Source organism: Pontixanthobacter rizhaonensis, assembly GCF_012972675.1.
GTDB lineage: Bacteria > Pseudomonadota > Alphaproteobacteria > Sphingomonadales > Sphingomonadaceae > Pontixanthobacter > Pontixanthobacter rizhaonensis.
Window position 1 is genome coordinate 1,549,798 of sequence record NZ_JABCRE010000002.1, and the last position, 22,589, is coordinate 1,572,386.

A 22,589-nucleotide genomic window follows, 5' to 3' on the forward strand; every position below is an offset into this window, starting at 1 on the left:
ATTAAACGATGCTTTGTCCGGTTGTTTCCCAGTCTTTCAGAAAACCTTCAATGCCCTTGTCGGTCAGGATATGCTTGAACAGACCTTTGATCACGGCCGGCGGCGCAGTCATCACATCCGCACCGATCAAGGCGCTTTCCAAAACGTGCGTCGCATGGCGCACAGACGCGACGAGAATTTCGGTGTCGAACAGGTAATTGTCATAGATCGTACGGATGTCGCGGATCAAATCCATTCCGTTGGAGCCATTATCATCGTGACGCCCCACAAACGGGGACACGAATGTCGCACCAGCCTTCGCCGCAAGCAGAGCTTGGTTGGCAGAGAAGCACAAAGTGACGTTCACCATTGTGCCGTCATCCGTCAGCGCCTTACAGGTCTTCAAACCGTCAATTGTCAGCGGAACTTTGATGCAGACATTATCCGCGATCTTGCGCAGAATTTCTGCTTCTTTCATCATCGTGGGATGGTCGAGCGCCACAACTTCCGCGCTCACCGGGCCATCGGTCAGACCGCAAATTTCCCGCGTAACTTCCATGAAATCACGCCCCGACTTAGCGATCAGGCTGGGATTGGTGGTGACCCCGTCCAGCAGACCGGTTGCGGCCATTTCCTTGATGTCATCAATTTCGGCAGTGTCAGCGAAGAATTTCATGTGCAGCTCCGGTTAGCGATTCGGCCAAGCTATATGCCGCCCGCTTGGATGAAACCAGCCCGTCCGCTGCTGCGACGCCGCGAATACCCAGCAATTAGAGGTTACCCAGTCCAAATACACCAATCAGCAATGGGTCATTGGTGCTTTGTGGATCGCGCCGTATTCCGGCCTCCTCGATACCCATTTCCGTCCAGATTGCGTCATTGATTTGCGACGAGAAGCGGTTGGAAACACCGGCAACATCGACGCCCGATAGCCGCGCAATCGCCTGCCCGATTACCGGATCATTGGCAAAACGGATGGCATCGCCCAATTCCGGCACCATGGCTTCGGCCAAGCTGTTGCCCATTTCCCCGCGCAAAAAAGACGTCGCTGCAGTGGGGCCGCCGCGAACCAGCTGTTCCGCGGCCTGAATTCCCACAATCCGCACCGCATCCGCAACTAACGGCGCAGCCCGTTCTGCGCCCTTCACCGCGACATCGGCAAAGGCACCTTCAAGCTGGTCCTTAAACACTGCGGAGGTCAAAATTCCGCTAAGTAAATTGCCGCGCGTGCCCAGAATATTGGACAATCCGATCTGCCCAACCTGCTGGTCCCAGAAGCCGCCATCCGCAGTCAGACGGGCAAAAGCACGCTCGCTCGATAGTGTAAGCAACCGCTTGATCGCATCGGTAAAACCAAACCCCGGCAAACTGGCGCAACCCGATACCCCCAGCGCCCCTGTCGCGGACAGTGCGATCATAAATGTCCGGCGACTATGCGGCACGGTCAACAAATCGGTCATACTGCAATTCCTTGGTCTTGCGGGGATGCATCCGCTGCCCCCATATTGGCGCTATATCATGAAACGCGTTCGGCTCATCATATTTAACGCAGCACTCGGTCCGCTCGATTATTCGGTGCCGGACGATATGGCCGTGGAATATGGTTCGGTTGTAGTCGCACCGCTGGGGCCGCGCCAGATCATTGGCATTGTATGGGAAGAAGACCGGTTGCCGGGCGAGAGCGTGGCTGCGTCAAAGTTGCGCCCAATTTTTGAACTTTTGCCGATCCCGCCGCTCCGCGCAGAACTGCGGCGCTTGATTGAATGGACCGCCGATTATTACTGCGCCCCGCTGGCGGCTGTGGCGCGGATGGTGCTATCCTCTGGCGGCGCGATGCGCGGGCCAACGACCATGACCGAATACCGTCTGTCTGGCAGCGAGCCGGAGCGAATGACACCGCAGCGGGCGGTCGCAATGGATGCGTTGCAAGGTGAACAAGCCACCATCCGCGAGCTGACAGAACTGGCCAGCGTCAGCGACGGAGTGTTGCGCGGCCTTGTCAATCAAGGTGTGTTGGAACCGGTGGAAGTGAATATTGACCGGCCATATCCCCAAGCACAGGCCGATTATGATGAGCCGCAGCTTTCCGGCGATCAAAACACAGTTGCAAGCAGAATTGTCGCTGTCTTGGAGGCCCGCGAATTTGTGCCCTTTCTGCTCGATGGCGTAACCGGATCAGGCAAAACCGAAACCTATTTTGAGCCGGTTGCAGCCGCCCTGCGCGGTAACCGGCAAGTCTTGGTCCTGCTGCCGGAAATTGCGCTTACCGAAGCATTCCTCAAACGCTTTGAAAGCCGGTTCGGCGCTGCGCCGATTGTATGGCACTCTAGCCTTAAATCGACAGAACGCCGCCGGGCATGGCGGGCGATTGCCAGCGGAGAAGCCCAAGTGGTGGTCGGTGCGCGCTCGGCCTTGTTCCTGCCCTATGCCAGCCTTGGCCTGATTATTGTCGACGAAGCGCATGAAATAAGCTTCAAGCAGGATGAAGGCGTGCGGTACAATGCGCGCGACGTCGCTGTAATGCGCGCCCGCTTTGAAAAAATTCCAGTGGTATTGGCCAGTGCCACCCCAGCGCTGGAGAGCCTGCAAATGGCCGAAAGCGGGGTCTATGAACGGCTAGAGCTGCCCAGCCGTTTTGGCGGTGCAACGCTGCCAGCCATTACCACGCTTAACCTGACCGAGAACCCGCCGGAACGGGGGCGCTGGCTCGCCCCCGAGCTGGTTGAGGCATTGCAAGACCGGTTAACCAAAAACGAACAATCTCTGCTATTTCTTAACCGTAGAGGTTACGCGCCACTGACCCTGTGCCGCCATTGCGGGCACCGTTTTCAATGCCCCAATTGTACGGCATGGCTGGTCGAGCACCGCTTCACCAGCCGTCTTGCCTGCCACCATTGCGGATATGACGCAGTATTGCCGGATGCGTGCCCCGATTGCGGGGAGGCTGACAGCCTGGTCGCCTGCGGGCCGGGGGTTGAGCGCATTGCCGATGAGGTGAAAGAAATTCTGCCTGAAGCACGGATTGCCGTGGCCACGTCCGACACTCTCAACACGCCGGAGAAAGCAGCAGAGTTCGTCGCGCAGGCAGAAGGCAAGGCGATCGACGTTATTGTCGGCACCCAGCTCGTCACAAAGGGTTTTCACTTCCCTGATCTCACACTGGTGGGCGTGGTCGATGCGGATCTTGGGTTGGAGGGCGGCGATTTGCGCGCTGCCGAGCGGACATATCAGCAAATCGCCCAAGTTGCCGGACGCGCGGGTCGTGGTAGCAAGCCCGGCGAAGTGCTGATCCAGACGCGGCATCCAAAAGCGCCAGTGATCGCGGCGTTGGAAGCCGGTGATCGCGATGCATTTTACGCGGCTGAAACAGAGGCTCGCCGCAGCGCAGGAGCCCCACCTTTTGGTAGGTGGGCAGCGATCATCGTGTCGAGTGAGGATGAAAATGAAGCAAAGGAAGCCGCCCGTGCAATCGGCGGCACCCGGCCCAACATCCGCGACGTGATGATCCTTGGCCCCGCTCCGGCCCCGATGGCGCTGTTAAGGGGCCGCTACCGATACAGGCTGCTGATCAACGCCCGGCGCAGTGCGCAGGTACAAGATATCATCCGCAAATGGCTCGATACGCTCGACTTCCCCCGCGGAGTGAGAGTAAGCGTGGATATTGATCCCTATAGTTTCGTCTGAGGAAAAACCTATGCTGACCGTACACCATCTGCGCATTTCGCAATCTGAGCGTATTGTTTGGCTGTGTGAGGAATTGGGGCTCGATTATGATTTGAAGCTCTATAATCGCGATGCAGAGACCCGGTTGGCACCGCCAGAGCTGAAGGCTCTTCACCCGATGGAAGTGGCGCCGCTGATCCAAGATGGCGAAGTTTTGCTGGGCGAAAGCGGCGCGATTGTTGAATATATCATCGGTAAATATGCGCCTGATACAGATTTGGTGCCCGGCGCAGATCACCCTGATTTTGCCGATCACCTCTATTGGTTCCATTTTGCCAATGCGACTTTCATGACCAATGGAATGATGCAAATTGCAGTGGGCGCGGTGGGTGCAGAAATGCCCGCCTCTCTCGGCAAACGGGTCACCAACGCATGGGCGCAAGTGGAAGCCCGCTTGGGCGAAGCAGACTATTTCGGCGGGTCGCAGCTGACCACGGCAGACATCATGATGATCTTCCAATTGACGACCAGCCGCGCGTTCAGCGACATGGCGATTGACCATCTGCCCAATTTAAAAGCCTATTTGCAGCGCATCGGGTCGCGCGACGCCTATCAGCGGGCAATGGCCAAGGCAGAGCCGGGTTTTCCGCCTAAACTGGACTAAGCCGGATCGATTGGCTGGCACGTTTTCCCGCTTGAGGCATTGAGCGGGCATGGCCGATAAAAACCGTGTTCTTGTTCCGATACTTGGCGATCAATTGACGCCGGGTTTGGCGTCGCTGTGTGATTGTTCGCCCGACGATACGATCATCCTGATGATGGAAGTTTGGGACGAGGCGACCTACGTCAAACACCACAAACAGAAGATCGCGTTGATCTTTTCCGCAATGCGCCATTTTGCCGCCGAGCTCCGTGCCGCCGGGTGGTCAGTCGATTATACCAAGCTGACCGACACCGAAAACGCGGGTAGCTTCACCGGCGAAGTCGCCCGCGCGGTCGAGCGGCATAATCCCCGCGCCATCCATGTTACGCAGGCCAGCGAATGGCGGGTCCAGCAAAGCATTGATGAATGGGCAGATAAATTTCCGTGTGACGTCACTATTCTGCCCGATGACCGGTTCATTGCATCAATCCCCGAATTTCACGATTGGGCAGAGGGCCGCAAGACCTTGCGGATGGAAAATTTCTATCAGGAAATGCGCAAGAAAACTGGCTTGCTGATGGACGATGGCAAGCCCGCTGGCGGCAAATGGAATTATGATGCGGAAAACCGCGCACCACCTAAAAAGGGACTGACTGCACCTGAACGGTTCAAGCCGCAACCGGATGATATCACACGCGAAGTTCTGGATCTGGTGGCTGATAAGTTCGCTGACCATTTTGGCGATTTGGAACCGTTTGAATGGCCGGTAACCCGCGAAGAAGCGGAAAAAGCGGCAGACTGGTTCTTCGCGGAACGGCTAGCCGATTTCGGCACCTACCAGGATGCCATGATCCATGGCGAGGATGACCTGTTCCATTCCATGCTGAGCACGTCGATCAATATCGGACTGCTCGATCCGATGGAGTTATGCCACCGGGCAGAAGCCGCCTATCATGACGGCAATGCACCGCTCAACGCGGTCGAAGGGTTCATCCGGCAAATCATCGGTTGGCGCGAATATGTGCGCGGGTTTTACTGGTACCATATGCCCGAACTTCAAACCGTGAATGAAATGGACGCGCACCGCCCGCTGCCTGAATTCTACTGGACTGGTGAGACAGACATGCGCTGCATGGCGGACAGCGTCCGATCAACGAAGGAAAACGCCCACGCGCACCATATCCAGCGGTTAATGGTGCTGGGCAACTTTGCCTTGCTGGCAGGGATTACACCCGGCGAAGTGGAGGCTTGGTTCCTCGCGGTTTATGCTGATGCGTTTGAGTGGGTTGAGCTGCCCAATGTGGCAGCGATGGCCCTGTATGCAGATGGCGGGAAACTCGCCTCCAAACCCTATGCCGCCAGCGGCAATTACATCAATAAGATGTCTGATTATTGCAAGAAATGCCGTTACTCCCCGACTGTGAAATCAGGGGAGGACGCCTGCCCGTTTGGGCCGCTCTACTGGCATTTCATGGATCGTCACCGCGACCGGCTGCGCGCCAACCACCGGATTGGCCGGATCTATGCCAATTGGGACCGGATGGATGCCGAAAAACGGCAGGACTATCTCGATAGCGCCGAGAATTTTCTTGGCAGCCTCATTCCCGCAAAAGCAGGTTGGGCACGAGCAGACTAGGCGACTAGCGCTCCCAAGACGGTGGAACGACGTGCCCTTCCTTCTTCGCTTGCCAGATCAACCAAAGACCCGCCGAGGATGCGATCACAAGCGCGAGAACCGATGCTTCCAATCCGAAGGCGCCGCCAGTCAATATTTCCGGTCCGGTCAATGTGGAATCCAGGAACCCCTGGTAATCATTGCCTGATACCGGAATGCCCCAAATCAGCCCTTGGGTCAGGTTCCACCCGGCATGAAGACCGATAGCCAGCCACAAATTGCGTGTGAGCATATAGGCCCCGCCGAGCAATAAGCCCGCTTCGACCGTGATAAACAGGGACGACATAATGGTGGCATTGTCATTGCTGGCATGACCAAAGCCAAACAGCAGTGAACTGATAATCAGCGCTGCCCAGCTACCTGCAAATTCTTCGACGAAGCGGAACAGGATACCGCGGAAGATAATCTCTTCCAATACCGATGCGACCAGACCCGCTTGTACCAAAAGTGGCACGATATCTTCGCTCATACCGTAGGCTGCCGCGCGGTAAATACCCAGCGCCGCCGCAACGCCAACGATGGCGGAGAAAATTGCGAACCCAACGAACAAGCCCAATGCGGTGTCGCCAACGGCACCCTTCATCGGCAGGTCGTCACGGCGTTCACGCCCCAAGCGCGGGATAATCAACTTATATACGGCAATGATCACAATCGTTGCACCAATACCCGTGATCAACGTGGCTACATCGGGGCTCAAGCTATCAGGCAGAAAGCTCATAACCCCGCCGACGGCTGAGACTGCCGCAACCATAGCTGCAAGCCCTATCACCATCGCGACCAGCGGGAATTCCCACACTTTGCGCCATAGAGGCATATCGGCAGATGACTGGATATCGGAATTCGGCATTACTTCCCCCTCAATTACGGCTTCCCGAGCCGAATTGTCAGATCAAGTCAATCCTTTGCCATTGATGGGCTAATTTGCGGTAAAAATCTCGCGCGCATCTTGCTCCAATTGCGCCATCATCATCCGCCACGGACCGGGGCCCCAACTGACCCGCCCCACGCCCAGCTCACCAAGCTTCGCCGGTTGCGGCATTCCGGGCAACATCATGACGTTCACTGGCAAGTTTACAGCGTTACAAAGGGTGGCGATCAATTCTGGATCGCTCAATCCGGGGACAAACAGGCTGCCAGCACCGGCATCGGCAAATACCGTAGCCCGCTCTATAGCTTGATCCACCAAAGCAGATTGATTGGGGTCCTCACTCCGTTTCATCGCGCCCAAAAACAGGTCGGTGCGCGCATTGACGAATAATCCGCTGGAGGCGACGGCGGCAATCCGGTCTGCCTGAACGGCTGGTGCAAAAACACCGTCACCGCCGATGATCTGATCTTCAAAATTGCATCCGACCGCGCCGGTTTCTGCCAATAATGCAGCATTCTTGGTCAACGTACCGGGATCAGCGGCGTATCCACCCTCAAAATCAATCGAAACGGGCACTTCAACTGCGTTCACAATAGATCGTGCAGTACCCAGCAGATCTGCCAGCGGGATCACTTGACCATCATCATGCCCTTGAGCGCCCGCGACACCCAAGCTGCCCGTCGCCACCGCCTTTGCGCCAGCAGCGGCAATCGCGACCGCGCTGCCCGCATCCCATGCGTTGTAAATCAACAACGGTGCAGTATCGCTGTGCAAACTCGCAAATCTAACCCGCTTGGCGTTATCCATCAGGTTGTTCCCGTTTCAGCAGTTCTTGTTTGATTTCAGTTCCATATGCATATCCGCCGAGCGACCCGTCCGAACGTACCACCCTGTGGCACGGAATCAGAACTGCAACGCTGTTGGCACCATTGGCGCTGCCAGCCGCACGCACAGCTTTGGGATTGCCCGCCGCTGCGGCAATTTCTGCGTAGGATCGCGTTTCGCCGGGCGGTATCTGGCGCAATTGCTCCCACACCGCCTCCTGAAAAGCAGTGCCTTTCACATCGAGAGGAATATGCGGCGCATGGCCCGGTTGCTCCACCGCCGCGACAACATCGGCCAGCATTTTGGAGAACTCTGCCCCGCCCTCAATCAGTTCCGCATTGGGAAACCGTTTTTCCAACTCATTGCGATCTTCGGCAAATGACAACCGGCACACGCCCTTGTCAGTCGCCGCAACCAACATTGGCCCCAGGCTCGTATCAGCTACCTTATAGCGGATCACCGCACCGCGGCCTCCATTACTCCATGCAGAGGCAGTCATTCCCAATCGGTCCTTATTCTCATCGTAAAAACGGGACGGGCCGGAATAGCCCGCGGAATATAGAGCATCCGTCACGTTCAAACCGCTAGACAAGGCCTCGCTTGCGCGTTCGCGCCGCAAAGCCCGGTGATATGCTGCGGGCGACAAGCCGACCGCACGCTTGAACACGCGCTGCAAGTGTGTGGGTGAATACCCTGTGATAACACCCAGCTTGCCAAGAGATACCAGGGTTTCGCTCCGCCGCAGCACATCCAGACAGCGCAAAACCGCTTGTTCATCCGGTGCAATCGTCTCTGGTGTGCAGCGCTTGCATGGACGCAGGCCAGCGGCTTCGGCAGCCGCGCATGTCAGGTAGAAAACAACATTTTTGCGAAGCGGTTTGCGCGCCGGACAACTTGGCCGACAATAAATACCGGTCGAATGGACACCGGTCACGAACACGCCATCGAAATTACGATCTTTGGCGAGTGCAATTTGCCAGCGCTGATTATCAGAGAGGTGCTGCGGTTCCATCAATTACCTCCTATGCCAGTTACTGCTTACGCGAACCAGCTAAGGAGAAAATTTGCGCACCGCATCCCGAAGCTTGCGGTCAATCGAAACTGGCGTCACAACGGCAAGCATGAACCGTCTTTGCACTGCCATAGCCGCCCTTGCCGCCTGTGTTGCCATCATGATTGCACCGCAATCTGCCAGTGCCGACCCAGCCGATATCGATGCAGCGGCACGCGGCGTAGTGCGGGTAGTAATTATCGATACTGACGGGACCGATGATCTGCTGCTGAGCCATGGCAGCGGCTTTGCCGTTTCTTCTACCCGCATTGTCACCAATGCCCATGTCGTACGCGCGGTGCTGCGCGACCGGACATTGCGCATCGGCGTGGTTCCATCCGAAGGCGATGATGCCTCTTTCGCAAAGCTGATCGACTACAGCCCCAAAAACGATCTCGCCTTGATCGAAATTACAGAGGGTCTTCGCCTGCCACCGCTGGTTGTCGCCGGTACAATTGACGAAGAGAACAGCGCTGTTGTGGCCGTAGGTTACCCCGGCAATGTCGATATGGCGCAGGGGCTGAGAATGCGGGATTATTTCGACTCGCAGCCGCCGGTAAAAAGCCGTGGTTTCTTATCCGGTATCCGCCCTTCGCGGCAGTTTGACACAGTGCTGCACACCGCACCAATTGCGGGGGGCAATTCAGGCGGGCCGCTGCTCGATGCGTGCGGGAAAGTGATTGGCGTGAATTCCTTTGGCGCGATGACTGGCGCATCCGATGCAGAATTCTTCTTCGCGATTTCAACCAAAGAATTGCTACCTTTTCTGCGTCAAAACGATGTGACACCGCGTGTAAATGCGCTGCCTTGCCGGTCGCTCGCGGATATTGAGGAAGAGGAAGAGCGCCGCACGCAGCTCGCCCAGGAACAAAGCCGTAATGAACTGGCTGCCAAGGCAGAAGCCGAACGGGAGAAACGTGCCCGCGTCCGTCAAGAAGCGTCGCTCGCCGTCCAAACCGAGCGGGAAAACGCGATGGCAATCGCGGCGATTTTGCTGCTGGTCGGGGCCGCCGCGGCCTTTATCGCTTTCCAAGCCAAACAGGCAGAGGATGGCGAAAAGAAGATGATGATTGCCGGGACCGTCGCGGCTGTGGCAGTTGTTGCCGCGCTGGCCCTATGGTTCACGCGGCCGGGCCTCGATGCCATTGACCGGCGCGTAAACGCAGCGATGGCCGATGATGCCGGTGATGCCGGTGATGATGGCAATGGTTCGGGTGGAAGCACGATCTCCGTCGCATCAGGCCCTCTCATTTGCACATTGGAAGTAGATCGCAGCAGGATCACCGGCACACCAGAGCGCGAATTGGAATTTGGCTGGGACGAGCAAGGCTGCGTGAATGATCGCACACAATACGGCTTCGCCAGCGGGTCATGGTCACGGGTGTTCGTGCCGAACGAAGAAGATGCCGTTTCGGTAAACAGCTTCGATCCCGGCTCGCAGACCTTTACCGTCGACAGGTACCTATTGCGGCGCAGCGCGATGGAGAAAGCCCGCGCTGAACGCGGTACCTATTCCCCGCCAAGCTGCAATGCTGATGATGCCGCCAATAAGTTGGGTGATATGCAGGGTGCCGTTCTGGATCTATTGCCGGACCGTCCGAACGAACGGTTGGTATATAGTTGCCGGGCCAAGACAACCGGCGGGGAACCCTAATTGCGCTCACGCTAATGCGTCCGAAAGGTCGGCGGAGATGTGGAGATTGCAGGTATTTTTGGTGCCGCAACCGCCTCACCAACCATTCTATATGTTCAGACGGTACCGGCCGTCATCGCCATGATCTTTACATTCATGGCGAGACTACACGGTCAATATTGATAGGGCGGAAACAGAGTGCTCTAAGCCGCCAGTGCCTCACCGCTAAGCGTAATCCGGTGCATTTCGCGGGCGTGGCCCTGATAATCATTGATCGCATTGTGCCACGATGTCCGGTTGTCCCAGATGGCGACCGTACCTGGCTTCCATTGCAGGCGGCACTGGTTGTCATCTGTAAGAGCGCGATCGAGCAGATCTTGCAACAATGGCAGGCTTTCTTCGCGGGTCTGGCCTACGAAATTTATCGTGAAGCCTGAATTCACATACAGCAGTTTGCGGCCAGTATGCGGGTGACGGATCACCACTGGATGGACAGCACCTGTTTTCAAATCCTGCCCGCGCAATTTATCGCCCATATCGGTTTGCGCATAAAGACCGCCTTCTTCATATACGTGATCCGCTGTGTGATAGGCCTCCAGCCCCTCGATCCGTTGTTTCAGATCATCCGGAAGCGCATCATAGGCTGCGCCCATATGGGCCCACATCGTATCCCCGCCTGATGGTGGCAATTGGCGTGCAACCAAAACCGATCCCATTGCCGGGATTTGATCGTAGGAGTGGTCGGTGTGCCAAGCCCCGCCAATATTGGTTTGCTGGTCCGCTTCCTTCTTCACTACGGCGATTTCATTGAAATCTTCCTGCAGCGGAAAATAATTGTTCACGTCAATACCGCCCCAGCGACGGCCAAATTTGATATGGTCTTCAGGAGAGAATTCCTGATCGCGGAATACAGCAACGCCGTGTTCGTAAATTGTGCTCCGGATGGCGTCCATCACCTCGCCTTCGGCCTCAGCAAGCTGGATACCGGAAACTTCTACGCCGCATTTAGGCGCCATCGGGGTCAATTGCATTTGTCTCTCCTCGTGCGGATCGTTCAGTGTCCACTTGCAACCTATCATGCAGAATTTCGCGATTCGGCTCAAGTCACCTCGGATCACGCCACATTGGCTCCAATGGTGGACCGCCCTCGCCGCAGGCAAAGCTTCCTCGCGTCTCAAAACCATGCATGGCGTAATAGGAATGATTGACGGGGTTGGAGTTTTCTAAATAGCAGGCCGTTCCATCACGGTCACAGGCTTCCAAAACTGGGGCCAGCAGGGCTTTACCCAAACCGCTGCCTCTGGCTGATGGCCTTGTGCCGATCGTAAACAGATAAAGATGTGGTTCGGCGGGATGATGCTGCGCCATAAGCTCGCCCGCCCGTATCGCCCGCCCCAATGATCCCGCAGTCCCGTGGCGAAATTGGCCGATTGCCAGATGCAGTTGCGCCAACGCGGTTAAGTCATCATTTGCCCCGGCGACACGATGATCGAACCACATCGTCGCCCCTTCAGTCCCGGCCATGTGGCAAAAACCGCGCTTGCTGTAGATATCGCGGGCCAGCACGCGAAAGGCTGAGGCAATCGACCGGGAATTGCCAAACAGCCAGCGATTCACCGGATCATCGCGAAACGCATCAGCTGTGATATCTGCCAATTCACGCCAGTCGGCCGGTCCGCAGCGGCGGATCCCATTTGGTAGAACAATCTTTATCGCCTCGCCCCTTTTCACTGGCACGCACCCTAAGCCTGTGCGGTGTTTCTAAGCAATCCCCACGCAATCCCATCATACAAATCCCGTGATTCCCGGCCTTGTCCTCCGCTTTGAATAAAGAATCCTCATTCCTTATCTTGCATCGCAGCATAACGGGTGATATGGGCGCGCCAACCTTGCAGGAGACGTCTTTTAGGCCCCCCGTAAGACAGGGTTGATGCATCGTAATTTTTCGAACCCAAGAGGACGAAAGCGCGTGGAGAATTCCGCCGGTATACAGGCTAGTCTAGCAGGCCGTTATGCGTCTGCCCTGTTCGATCTCGCTGCAGAAGCGGGCGCGAAAAAAGATGGCGTGAGCAAAGTCGAAACCGATCTTGATAAGCTGCAAGCCGCACTTACCGATTCGGCAGACCTGACAAACCTTATTTCCAACCCGCAAGTCAGCCGCGATCAGGCAGCGCTGGCGATTGCAGCGGTTGGCAAGAAGTTGAAAGTGTCCAGCCTCACTCAAAATTTCCTCGGCGTTCTTGCCGCAAACCGCCGTCTTGGTGATTTGCCCGGCATGATCCGCGCCTTTGGCACTATCGCAGCGGCACAACGCGGCGAAGTAACAGCCACTGTCACCAGCGCACACGCTTTGTCGGAAAGCCAACTTTCAACCTTGAAAGACAAGCTGACCGCCCGCGAAGGCCGCACTGTCAAACTTTCAGCCGATGTTGACCCGGACCTTCTGGGCGGCCTCGTCGTTACAATTGGATCGAAGCGCATAGATGGCTCGATCCGCACCCGTTTGAATTCCCTCGCGCAAGCGATGAAAGGCTAATTTGATGGAAATCCGCGCCGCAGAAATCTCCAAGGTCATCAAGGACCAAATCGCCAATTTTGGTACCGAAGCTGAAGTCAGCGAAGTCGGTTCTGTTTTGTCGGTTGGTGATGGTATCGCCCGTATTCACGGTCTCGACAATGTTCAGGCTGGTGAGATGGTTGAATTCTCCAACGGTGTTCAGGGCATGGCCTTGAACCTGGAAGCCGACAATGTCGGTGTCGTGATCTTCGGGTCTGATGCCGAGATTAAAGAAGGCGACGTTGTTAAGCGGACCGGAACCATTGTGGACGTTCCAGTTGGCAAAGGCTTGCTGGGCCGCGTTGTTGACGCGCTGGGTAATCCGATTGACGGCAAAGGCCCGATCAAGGCCGATAAGCGTAGCCGCGTCGAAGTTAAGGCGCCGGGCATTATCCCGCGGAAATCGGTTGATGAGCCAGTGCAGTCAGGCCTTAAGGCGATTGACGCTCTCGTTCCCGTTGGCCGTGGTCAGCGCGAATTGATCATTGGTGACCGTCAAACCGGTAAATCAGCCGTTGCGATTGACACCTTCATCAATCAAAAAGACGGTCACGCCGGCGACGACGAAAGCAAGAAACTTTACTGCATCTATGTCGCCGTTGGGCAAAAGCGCTCAACAGTGGCCCAGATCGTGAAGAGCCTCGAAGAAAACGGCGCGATGGAATATTCCATCGTTGTTGCCGCTACTGCTTCCGAGCCTGCGCCGCTACAATTCCTCGCACCATACACTGGTTGCGCGATGGGCGAATTCTTCCGCGATAACGGCATGCACGCTGTGATCGTGTATGACGATCTTTCCAAGCAAGCTGTGGCTTACCGTCAAATGTCGCTTCTGCTTCGTCGTCCTCCGGGTCGTGAAGCGTACCCAGGTGACGTATTCTATCTTCACAGCCGCCTTCTTGAGCGCGCCGCGAAAATGAATGACGACAATGGCGGCGGTTCTTTGACTGCTTTGCCGATCATTGAAACACAGGCTGGTGACGTTTCAGCGTATATTCCAACCAACGTGATTTCGATTACTGACGGTCAGATCTTCCTTGAAACAGACTTGTTCTACCAAGGTATTCGCCCTGCGATTAACGTGGGTCTCTCGGTTAGCCGGGTTGGTGGTGCCGCGCAGACAAAAGCGATGAAGAAGGTTTCGGGTTCTATTAAGCTGGAGCTCGCTCAGTACCGTGAAATGGCTGCGTTTGCGCAGTTCGGTTCTGACCTTGATGCGTCGACGCAAAAACTGCTTAATCGCGGTGCACGCCTGACTGAACTGCTTAAGCAAGCCCAGTTCAGCCCGATGCCGTTTGAAGAGCAAACAGTGTCCATCTTTGCGGGTACCAATGGCTACCTCGATGATATCGCGGTTGACCGTGTGAATGAATATGAAGCGGCCATGCTCAGCTTCATGCGCAGCGAACACGCAGATGTGTTGGCGACTATCCGCACCAGCGGTAAGTTCGACGATGCGAAAGACGCAACAGTCAAAGCGCTCGACACTTTCGCTAAGCAATTCGCTTAAGAGCCTGAGGAACGAATAGGGAGCCGACATGGCAAGCCTAAAAGAACTCAAGGATCGGATCGGGTCGGTTAAATCCACCCAGAAGATCACCAAGGCCAAGCAAATGGTCGCCGCTGCCAAGCTCCGCAAGGCGCAAGCAGCAGCAGAAGAAGCACGCCCTTATGCAGAGCGTCTTTCTGCCGTCATGGCTGCTCTCGCCTCCAAGGTTTCAGGGGACGATGCACCCAAGCTGCTGGCAGGTACCGGTTCAGACAAACGCCATCTTTTGGTTGTTGTGAACACTGACAAAGGCCTGTGCGGTGGTTTGAACTCGAACCTCGTTCGTGCAGCCGGTGCTAAGGCGCGCGAATTGACCGCTGCGGGCAAGGACGTTGAGTTCTACCTCGTCGGTAAGAAAGGCCGTGCGCCATTGAAGCGTGCGTTCCCGAACCAGATCGGGCATCACTTCGACACCAGCGAAGTCCGCACTCCGGGCTTTGAAGAAGCTGCCAGCATCGCTGACGAATTGGTCGAACTGTATGACGCGGGCAAATTTGATATTGCTCACCTCGTCTATCCGACATTCAAATCCGCGCTCGCGCAGGATCCGACAATCGACCAGATCATTCCGGTCCCCTCGCCAACAACCGCCGAAGATAGCGACGCGGTTGTTGAATATGAGCCGGGCGAAGAAGAAATCCTCGAAGAACTGCTGCCGCGCTATGTGAAGACGCAGATCTTTGGTGCGCTGCTGGAAATCATGGCATCCGAACAAGGTGCCTCGATGACTGCGATGGACAACGCAACGCGTAATGCGGGCGATCTGATCAACAAGCTCACCGTACAATATAACCGCAGCCGTCAGGCCGCGATTACCACTGAACTGATTGAAATTATTGCTGGTGCGGAAGCACTGTAGCAACCACTTAAACGCTGGCGCGGAAGCGCTGTAAGTATCGAAGGCTAAGGAAAACACGATGGCTACCGCCCCAGTCCTAAACCAATCAACCAACGGCAGCATTGCCCAGATCATCGGCGCTGTTGTCGACGTGGCGTTCCCTGGCGAACTGCCAGCGATTCTCTCGGCTCTGGAAACCAAGAATGGCGACAGCACGCTCGTTCTGGAAGTTGCCCAGCATCTGGGTGAGAACACTGTTCGTACCATCGCGATGGATGCAACAGAGGGTCTCACACGCGGTCAGGAAGTCATCAGCACTGGCCGTCAAATCTCTGTTCCGGTTGGTCCGAAAACACTCGGCCGCATCATGAACGTGGTTGGCGAAGCCATTGACGAGCTAGGCCCTGTTGGCGCGGAGCAAACCATGCCAATCCACGCAGAGGCACCTGCGTTCGTGGACCAGTCCACTGAGAGCGCCATTCTGGTCACCGGTATTAAAGTTATCGACCTTCTCGCCCCTTATGCAAAAGGTGGTAAGATTGGTCTGTTCGGCGGTGCCGGTGTTGGTAAGACAGTTCTTATTCAAGAGCTGATCAACAACATCGCGAAGGGTCACGGCGGCGTGTCCGTATTCGCCGGTGTCGGTGAGCGTACCCGCGAAGGTAACGATCTTTATCACGAATTTCTCGACGCAGGCGTTATCGCCAAGGATGCCAATGGTGTTGCAACATCAGAAGGTTCCAAGGTTGCGCTCGTCTTCGGTCAGATGAACGAGCCGCCAGGTGCGCGTGCCCGTGTTGCTCTGTCCGGTCTGACAATGGCGGAATATTTCCGTGACCAGGAAGGTCAGGACGTTCTGTTCTTCGTCGATAACATTTTCCGCTTCACGCAAGCTGGTTCCGAAGTGTCCGCGCTGCTTGGCCGTATTCCTTCTGCGGTGGGCTATCAGCCAACTCTGTCGACCGACATGGGTAACCTGCAAGAGCGTATTACATCGACAACCAAAGGGTCTATTACGTCGGTTCAGGCCATTTACGTTCCTGCCGATGACCTTACCGACCCTGCGCCAGCAACATCGTTCGCTCACTTGGACGCGACGACTACGCTGAACCGTGCAATTTCGGAGCTGGGCATTTACCCGGCGGTTGACCCGCTCGATTCCACATCACGGGTTCTCGAACCGCGCGTTGTTGGTAACGAGCACTATGAAACAGCGCGTAAAGTCCAAGAGACTTTGCAGAAATACAAATCGCTGCAAGACATCATCGCCATTCTGGGCATGGACGAGCTTTCTGAAGAAGATAAGCTGACTGTTGCCCGTGCGCGTAAAATCCAGAAGTTCCTGTCGCAGCCATTCCACGTTGCGGAAGTCTTCACCGGCATCAGCGGTGTGTTCGTCCAATTGGAAGACACAGTCGCATCCTTCAAAGCGGTTGTGGACGGTGAGTATGATCACCTGCCAGAGCAAGCCTTCTACATGGTTGGCGGCATCGACGGCGTGCTTGAGAAAGCCAAGCAAATGGCTGAGGACGCCTAAGCACTATGGCACTTCACTTTGAACTCGTAACGCCGGCCAAGCTGGTCCGCTCCGAAGACGTCCACATGGTCGTAGTTCCCGGTGCGGAAGGCGAGTTCGGTGTGCTGGAAGGCCATGCGCCTTTCATGAGCACGATCCGCGACGGTGCGGTTCAAGTCTTCAAGACAGAGGGCGCTGCGCCTGAAACAATCGAAGTGCGCGGCGGCTTTGCTGAAGTGGGCGATAACGGCCTGACAGTTCTGGCAGAACACGTCGAAGCCTAAGCGTTCAAACCGATACACTATTCAAAAGGGCGGCCTGATGGTCGCCCTTTTCTATTCGGTCATCCAGTGATTTCAAATTTCAGCAACAGCGTATCCTGCGGCCCCCAATAGTCGAAATTATCGTCTGAAATCACATAGAGGAAAGTACGGCCCTCCTCTTCCCTGATCGCCAAACCTTCAAAATTATCACTGGGAAGCGCAGCGGTATCGCCCCACATAGCGATTGTCTCAGCTGTGTTGGCAAAATCATCAGCGCGCATGTTCAACCGAACAATAGCAGACCCGTTTTTGGGCGAGCTGTCATTACTGAACCCGCGAAACAAAACATACAGATGACCGGCGCTGTCCGTATCCGCATCGGTCGGCACACCGTCTGACGCAATATGCATATTGGCTGGAGGAGCCACGCTGAAACCCTGTGAGCCGCCAGAACTTTCCACTTCGCAATTGGGCAAACCGGCCTGCGGCTGTCTTTCGCCGCACATGATCAGCATTGCCGGGCTGTCTTGATCCGCGGGCAAGGACGCAAGCGTTTCAAGCCCCCGGTTATTGGTAAACTTACGTCCGGCCAATCCTTCATAAGGACGCATTTGATCCGTTTTCAGATCGCCTGAACCAGCCTTTATCGACGGGTATCGGTGAATTTGGCTGCAATCATATGCCCCGCATCCGTCTTCAAAACCCACGATCCAGCCGCTGCCGAACGGGTTGCGAGTAAGCGCCTCAGGCTCCAAGCCGCCTTCAAACGCGCCCTCTTCGGTGACTGAAATACCGCTGAGGATTCCCGCATCATTCTCGCTCAGCGCCATCCGGTAGAAACGTCCACGATCGGTTAGTGCGATCAGTTCTTTGGCTGCTGCATCCAATCTCAACGCAGACACTCCGCCGAATAACGGTTTTCCGCCTTCGATTTTGGTCCCGCCAACATAGGTCAGCTCACCAACCTGCGTGCCCACATCCCAAACAGCGTCGCTAGGGATGGGTTGAGAGTGAATGGCCTGTCCATAGTTGATGGCAGGGGCAGCCAACACTAAACCGGCAGCTAAGAACAGACTTGCCCGCAAGATCATAAGTAAGCGTCCTACCCGTTAAGAGAAAACCATACCGCAGGCGTACTATGGCCGCCATTGCGGAGCAATCACCGCGCCCATCGCCAAGATACGCAGCTTCACTTCCTACGTTTAACGCGGACATGGAAATCCGGCGGTTTATTCTTCACCCATTGGACAAATTTTCCGATATCTGGCTGAGCCAGCACCATCTCTCGATCATCGCCAAACCGCGCAAGCTCAGCGTTGGAAAAATGCAGATGAATGGTCTTATGGCAAATCGGATGAACCGGAACGGTCGCCCTGCCCTTCTTGGATTTCGGCACAGTATGATGCCACTGAATTTTCGTTCCAAACGGGCGGCAGCACAGCCAGCATTTCAAACCGCCTTCGTCATCTGTCATAGGCCCGATTTCCCGATCATCTGACGACACGTATCACCCTGACTTTTCCCTTATCCATCCAGCCATATCCATCAAATGTGCCGGGCTCGCGTTGCCGACAAATTCCGATATCAGACTATCCAGCGTTTGCGCGGCCAGCGCGTTCCGGAAAACCTGTTCCGCTTTGCCAAATGCCGCGGCAATTTCGCATGGGCGCTTGCAGTCCGCCTTCTTCAAAGCACAAGGGCCGTTCTGGCGGATTTCGGAGCATCGGAACGCAGGCTCGGGCCCCTCTATCGCGCGGACAATGTCAAGCAAGCTGATCATATTAGCCGGTCGTCCCAAACGATAACCACCACCTTTGCCCCGACTGGATTGGACTATACCTGCCCGCCGCAGTGCCTGCAGCTGCTTGGCCAGATAGGCGGAAGGCAGCTCATAAAATTCAGCCAGCGCCTCTGCGCTCAGTTCGCGTTCCTCCGGCAGTGCCGCAAGGACGGTGCAGGAATGCGTAGCCCATTCGACACCTCGAGACAGTTTCACCATTGACTCCTTAATTGGACATATTTTATCCGGATATAAATTATCCGATTAAGGAGCCTTGCCATGTCCCGCACAGCCAAACAAGCACATCGCACTCTCGCTATGTTCCTCGGCATCTTTGTGGCCATTCATTTCACGGCCCATTTGGCAGCGCTGGATAGTATTGCGGCCCACAAAAGCGTGTTGGACTTTGGAAGAGCGATCTACCGCATCCTCCCGATAGAGATCGCATTGCTCGCGGCGTTTGCGGTACAGATTGTCCTTGGGATACAATTACTGCGCATTATCACAAAAAGAGTGCGCAAGGGGTTTTGGCACTACGCCCAATTCACCAGCGGCGTGATCCTTGCCGTTTTTATCACCGTCCATAGCAGCGCAGCCATCATAGCCCGTTGGCAATTCGATCTTGATACCAATTTCTACTGGGCAGCCGGGTCGCTGACGGTATCGCCCCTGAAATACGGATTTTTTCCATATTATTTTCTGGCAGTGACCGCGTTCTTTACCCACCTTCTTGCCGCCCTGCATTTTCGCAAAGCACGGCCATGGCAACCCTATGCCTTGGCGCTGGGCCCGGCGGCTGCCATCCTTATGATGCTTGGGTATAGCGGCTTTCTACACACGGTTGTGTTACCTGAACCGCATCAGGATTATTTCGCATATTATTTGCCGTAGAGATCGGCTGTGCGAAACCAATGTTTATTCAGCGTAAATCATTTCCGGGGCAGGATCTGAATATTGCTCTGCCAAAGCATATTGGATCGGCATTTCAACATCGCCTCCGCATCCCAATTCGCCCAGTACTGTGCCGCCCCGGCGAATTAGAATGCCGTCCTCGATGGCTGGGTAGTTGGGTTCGCCCGGCTCAAAGTTGGTCCGGACCATCCGGCTAAACACGACATATTCGGTGTCGCCATTAACGAAGCTGATCTGCGCTTCTCCGCCGCCCGAATAGGGCACCGATTTGAAGGCCAATTTGCCATCGCTTGGTGCCATCGGCCACACAAGTTCAGCGGGCGCGTCTGCAGGGCCGAAGCGATATTGCGCAAATTTCTTGTCGTTTTGCCCAGTATTTCCTGAACCAGTGACGCAGATCGAGGCTTTCTTGCCGCTTTTCATCGTACAAGCGAAGATTATATCTTCACCTTCTTGGCAGGTTGATGGCGGTTGATCTGGCCGGGCACTTGCCATCCGAGAGGCAACGCCGCCCGATCCAAGCAATGCGTTCTCCAGTTCCTCAGGGCTCGCGTCAGCAGTATCGGGTTCGGCAGTATCTGGCTGAACCTCGGCCGCATTATCGGCGACCGGGTCAGTTGCAGGACCATTGCAGGCGGCCAACAACAAGACGCCGAATGTTCCGAGCAACCGCATCACTTTTTGCCTTTCAAAGCAGCCTTTTTCTTTTTCATAGTATCATGGAAACGGTCCGCCCATCCCGGCTTCACCATTTGCTCTGCTCGGACCATGCGCAGCTCGCCATCGGCAACGTCGCGGCTGACCGCACTACCTGCTGCAACAATAGCATCCGCCCCGATATTCACCGGCGCAATCAGAGCCGAATTGCTGCCGATAAAGGCGCGTTCGCCAATCTTGGTCTGATGCTTGAAGTAACCGTCATAATTACAGGTAATCGTACCCGCCCCGATATTGGCATTTGCCCCGACAGTCGCATCGCCGAGATAGGTCAGGTGGCTGGCTTTTGCCCCCTTGCCCAAAGTCGCCTTTTTCATCTCGACAAAATTACCGACAAAGGCGCCTTCCTTCAGAACAGCGCCCGGGCGCAGCCGTGCATAGGGGCCGACTTTGGCATGTTCACCCAGTGTCGCGCCTTCAAGGTGGCTAAATGCGCGAACCAGTGCGTGATCAGCCACAGTTACACCGGGTCCGAAGACAACGTTCGGTTCTACCACAACATCCCGGCCAAGCTTAGTATCCCAGCTGAAGAACACAGTTTCCGGAGCTTTGAGCGAAACGCCAGCGGCCATCGCCTCCTCGCGTTTAAATTGCTGCCACTGCGCTTCGGCCTCTGCCAGTTCGGCTCGCGAATTAATCCCGGCAACTTCGGCTGGTGCGGTTTCCACCGCGACAACGCGGCTACCCTCGGCAATCGCGTTGGTCGCGACGTCTGGCAGATAATACTCACCCTGCGCATTATCGTTGCCGACGCTTTCGAGCAGCCGCCAGATATCGCGGCTATGCGCGATTAGCACACCGGAATTGCACAGGGTGCAGGCGCGTTCCTCTTCGCTGGCGTCTTTATGTTCGACCATCTTACTAACGGTGCCATCAGCCTCCGCAATAATCCGGCCATAGGCGAGCGTATCATCCGGGCGAAACCCGAGCACGGCCACTTTGGTTGTATCATCCAGTGCATCGCACAGCTTCTGCACAGTGTCAGATTTCACCATCGGGCAATCACCAAAGGCGACCATTACCAAGCCTTCAAATCCCGACAACGCTTCTTTGGCCATCAGGGCCGCATGGGCTGTGCCTTCCTGCGGTTCCTGCAATGCAACCGTGACATTGCGATCGGCAACCGCATCACGCAATTGCTCGTGCCGGTCGCCAGCAACCACCACAGTATGTGCCGGCGTCAGCTCTTCAAAGCTATCCAGCAGATGGAACAACATCGGCTTGCCGCCAATCGGGTGCAACACCTTATGCAGATCGGATTTCATGCGGGTGCCTTTGCCCGCGGCGAGGATTACAGCTGCGAATTTCGTCATGCGATAGCCCATGCCACCAAAAGCTTGCGGTTTGAAGAACGTTCCGCCACGCAGATCGCATATGACGACATTTCCTTTCTCCGCCATCGGCTTTGACCTAGATGGAACATTACTCGACACGCACCAGGATTTGGGTGCAGCGGTCAATCATGCATTAAAACTGGGCGGGCTTAAGCCGGTGCCGGTGGATAGCTCCAAAGACCTGATTGGCGGCGGCGCGAAGATGATGTTGTCGCGTGCAGTGGACGATCAGGGCGGCATGGAGCGCGATGATTTCCACGCTCTCTACAAGAAGATGCTCAGCTACTATTCTGAACACAATGCGGTCCACTCCCACCCTTATCCCGGCATGATTGATACGCTTGATGAATTGGCGGATCGCGGGGTAAAAATTGCAGTGGTGACAAACAAGTTTGAAAGCTTCGCGACCAGCATCCTGAACCAACTCGGCCTGGCAGATCGCTTCGTGACGATCATTGGCGGCGACACGATGGGTAAGGGAAACGCCAAGCCAGCGCCCGATCCGATTTACGAAGCACGTAAACGCTGCGGCGGCGGTAGTTTCGCCTTTGTCGGGGACAGTTCGTATGACGTAAACGCCGCCAAAGCAGCGGGTGTACCAGTAATTGCATGCGCTTATGGCTATTGCGATAAACCGCCGCATGAGCTGGGCGCAGATGCTGTCATTCAAACGGCTAGCGAACTGATTCCCGCATTGGAAGCGCTTCCTAAGCCTTGATTCGCAGGACTGTCTGCCTACAAACGCTACGGCATCGCAACGTTGAGCCTTCGCAGTTGCAACATTGG

24 protein-coding genes are annotated in these 22,589 nt (G+C 55.8%); 12 read left to right on the plus strand and 12 right to left on the minus strand.

Going from position 1 to position 22,589, the window contains the following annotated elements; genetic code table 11:
* Position 1: 1 nt before the first annotated feature.
* A complete protein-coding gene (gene fsa, locus HKD42_RS07360) occupies positions 2-655 on the minus strand; it encodes a fructose-6-phosphate aldolase (RefSeq protein ID WP_170011779.1) in 654 nt (217 codons plus the stop codon).
* 94 nt (positions 656-749) lie between these two features.
* The gene (locus tag HKD42_RS07365; RefSeq protein WP_170011781.1) at positions 750-1,439 is read right to left on the minus strand and encodes a DUF4197 domain-containing protein; all 690 of its coding nucleotides are present in this window, start codon (positions 1,437-1,439) and stop codon (positions 750-752) included.
* Between the two features lie 58 nt (positions 1,440-1,497).
* On the opposite strand from HKD42_RS07365, the gene HKD42_RS07370 reads away from it, so the two are divergent.
* The 3 genes from HKD42_RS07370 to HKD42_RS07380 are packed head-to-tail and all read left to right on the plus strand — an operon-like array spanning position 1,498 to position 5,921.
* On the plus strand, positions 1,498-3,663 hold the full coding sequence (locus HKD42_RS07370; protein WP_170011783.1) for a primosomal protein N': 2,166 nt from the start codon (positions 1,498-1,500) through the stop codon (positions 3,661-3,663).
* 10 nt (positions 3,664-3,673) lie between these two features.
* A complete protein-coding gene (locus HKD42_RS07375) occupies positions 3,674-4,306 on the plus strand; it encodes a glutathione S-transferase family protein (RefSeq protein ID WP_170011785.1) in 633 nt (210 codons plus the stop codon).
* Positions 4,307-4,355: 49 nt separating this feature from the next.
* Positions 4,356-5,921, plus strand: coding sequence for a cryptochrome/photolyase family protein (locus tag HKD42_RS07380; RefSeq protein ID WP_170011787.1), 1,566 nt, complete (start codon positions 4,356-4,358; stop codon positions 5,919-5,921).
* Between the two features lie 4 nt (positions 5,922-5,925).
* Here the strand turns inward: HKD42_RS07380 and HKD42_RS07385 are convergent, their stop codons facing one another.
* The 3 genes from HKD42_RS07385 to ada all read right to left on the minus strand — a co-directional run bounded on the left by HKD42_RS07385 (position 5,926) and on the right by ada (position 8,665).
* Positions 5,926-6,807 (minus strand): CPBP family intramembrane glutamic endopeptidase, encoded by an 882-nt coding sequence (locus HKD42_RS07385; RefSeq protein ID WP_170011789.1) that lies wholly within the window; start codon positions 6,805-6,807, stop codon positions 5,926-5,928.
* A gap of 69 nt (positions 6,808-6,876) precedes the next feature.
* On the minus strand, positions 6,877-7,635 hold the full coding sequence (locus HKD42_RS07390) for an isocitrate lyase/PEP mutase family protein (RefSeq protein ID WP_170011791.1): 759 nt from the start codon (positions 7,633-7,635) through the stop codon (positions 6,877-6,879).
* Positions 7,628-8,665, minus strand: a complete 1,038-nt coding sequence (gene ada, locus HKD42_RS07395) for a bifunctional DNA-binding transcriptional regulator/O6-methylguanine-DNA methyltransferase Ada (RefSeq protein ID WP_170011793.1) — start codon at positions 8,663-8,665, stop codon at positions 7,628-7,630. The genes HKD42_RS07390 and ada overlap by 8 nt, the downstream gene beginning before the upstream one ends.
* A gap of 109 nt (positions 8,666-8,774) precedes the next feature.
* On the opposite strand from ada, the gene HKD42_RS07400 reads away from it, so the two are divergent.
* Both HKD42_RS07400 and HKD42_RS13475 read left to right on the plus strand, forming a co-directional pair.
* Positions 8,775-10,358: a trypsin-like peptidase domain-containing protein gene (locus tag HKD42_RS07400; RefSeq protein WP_170011795.1), complete on the plus strand. Its 1,584-nt coding sequence runs from the start codon at positions 8,775-8,777 to the stop codon at positions 10,356-10,358.
* Between the two features lie 39 nt (positions 10,359-10,397).
* On the plus strand, positions 10,398-10,520 hold the full coding sequence (locus HKD42_RS13475) for a DUF1304 family protein (RefSeq protein ID WP_170011797.1): 123 nt from the start codon (positions 10,398-10,400) through the stop codon (positions 10,518-10,520).
* Positions 10,521-10,540: 20 nt separating this feature from the next.
* Here the strand turns inward: HKD42_RS13475 and HKD42_RS07410 are convergent, their stop codons facing one another.
* Positions 10,541-11,368 carry a TauD/TfdA dioxygenase family protein gene (locus HKD42_RS07410; protein WP_170011799.1) on the minus strand — a complete coding sequence of 276 codons (828 nt, stop codon included), beginning with the start codon at positions 11,366-11,368 and terminating at the stop codon, positions 10,541-10,543.
* 73 nt (positions 11,369-11,441) lie between these two features.
* Positions 11,442-11,993 carry a GNAT family N-acetyltransferase gene (locus HKD42_RS07415; protein WP_170011801.1) on the minus strand — a complete coding sequence of 184 codons (552 nt, stop codon included), beginning with the start codon at positions 11,991-11,993 and terminating at the stop codon, positions 11,442-11,444.
* Between the two features lie 313 nt (positions 11,994-12,306).
* Here HKD42_RS07415 and HKD42_RS07420 point away from each other — a divergent pair, with 313 nt between their 5' ends.
* From HKD42_RS07420 to HKD42_RS07440, 5 genes are read left to right on the plus strand one after another with little or no spacing between them, the layout of a single operon-like run.
* Positions 12,307-12,873, plus strand: coding sequence for a F0F1 ATP synthase subunit delta (locus HKD42_RS07420; RefSeq protein ID WP_170011803.1), 567 nt, complete (start codon positions 12,307-12,309; stop codon positions 12,871-12,873).
* Positions 12,874-12,877: 4 nt separating this feature from the next.
* Entirely contained in the window at positions 12,878-14,404 is a 1,527-nt protein-coding gene (gene atpA, locus HKD42_RS07425; protein WP_170011805.1) for a F0F1 ATP synthase subunit alpha, read from the plus strand.
* Between the two features lie 28 nt (positions 14,405-14,432).
* Positions 14,433-15,302 carry a F0F1 ATP synthase subunit gamma gene (locus tag HKD42_RS07430; protein ID WP_170011807.1) on the plus strand — a complete coding sequence of 290 codons (870 nt, stop codon included), beginning with the start codon at positions 14,433-14,435 and terminating at the stop codon, positions 15,300-15,302.
* A gap of 58 nt (positions 15,303-15,360) precedes the next feature.
* On the plus strand, positions 15,361-16,818 hold the full coding sequence (atpD, locus tag HKD42_RS07435; RefSeq protein ID WP_170011809.1) for a F0F1 ATP synthase subunit beta: 1,458 nt from the start codon (positions 15,361-15,363) through the stop codon (positions 16,816-16,818).
* A gap of 5 nt (positions 16,819-16,823) precedes the next feature.
* Positions 16,824-17,081, plus strand: coding sequence for an ATP synthase F1 subunit epsilon (locus tag HKD42_RS07440; RefSeq protein WP_170011812.1), 258 nt, complete (start codon positions 16,824-16,826; stop codon positions 17,079-17,081).
* A gap of 59 nt (positions 17,082-17,140) precedes the next feature.
* Here the strand turns inward: HKD42_RS07440 and HKD42_RS07445 are convergent, their stop codons facing one another.
* The 3 genes from HKD42_RS07445 to HKD42_RS07455 form a co-directional block, all read right to left on the minus strand.
* Positions 17,141-18,109, minus strand: coding sequence for an esterase-like activity of phytase family protein (locus HKD42_RS07445; RefSeq protein WP_170011814.1), 969 nt, complete (start codon positions 18,107-18,109; stop codon positions 17,141-17,143).
* Positions 18,110-18,249: 140 nt separating this feature from the next.
* Positions 18,250-18,534, minus strand: a complete 285-nt coding sequence (locus HKD42_RS07450; RefSeq protein WP_170011816.1) for an HNH endonuclease — start codon at positions 18,532-18,534, stop codon at positions 18,250-18,252.
* Between the two features lie 33 nt (positions 18,535-18,567).
* Entirely contained in the window at positions 18,568-19,059 is a 492-nt protein-coding gene (locus HKD42_RS07455; protein WP_211483505.1) for an RrF2 family transcriptional regulator, read from the minus strand.
* Positions 19,060-19,119: 60 nt separating this feature from the next.
* On the opposite strand from HKD42_RS07455, the gene HKD42_RS07460 reads away from it, so the two are divergent.
* Complete coding sequence (locus tag HKD42_RS07460) at positions 19,120-19,731, plus strand: hypothetical protein (protein WP_170011818.1); 612 nt, start codon at positions 19,120-19,122, stop codon at positions 19,729-19,731.
* A gap of 24 nt (positions 19,732-19,755) precedes the next feature.
* Here HKD42_RS07460 and HKD42_RS07465 read toward each other — a convergent pair whose 3' ends face one another.
* Both HKD42_RS07465 and glmU read right to left on the minus strand, forming a co-directional pair.
* Positions 19,756-20,427 (minus strand): hypothetical protein, encoded by a 672-nt coding sequence (locus HKD42_RS07465; RefSeq protein WP_170011820.1) that lies wholly within the window; start codon positions 20,425-20,427, stop codon positions 19,756-19,758.
* Complete coding sequence (glmU, locus tag HKD42_RS07470) at positions 20,427-21,782, minus strand: bifunctional UDP-N-acetylglucosamine diphosphorylase/glucosamine-1-phosphate N-acetyltransferase GlmU (protein ID WP_170011822.1); 1,356 nt, start codon at positions 21,780-21,782, stop codon at positions 20,427-20,429. The genes HKD42_RS07465 and glmU overlap by 1 nt, the downstream gene beginning before the upstream one ends.
* 61 nt (positions 21,783-21,843) lie before the next feature.
* On the opposite strand from glmU, the gene HKD42_RS07475 reads away from it, so the two are divergent.
* Entirely contained in the window at positions 21,844-22,521 is a 678-nt protein-coding gene (locus HKD42_RS07475; RefSeq protein ID WP_170011824.1) for an HAD-IA family hydrolase, read from the plus strand.
* The last annotated feature ends 68 nt before the right edge of the window (positions 22,522-22,589 follow it).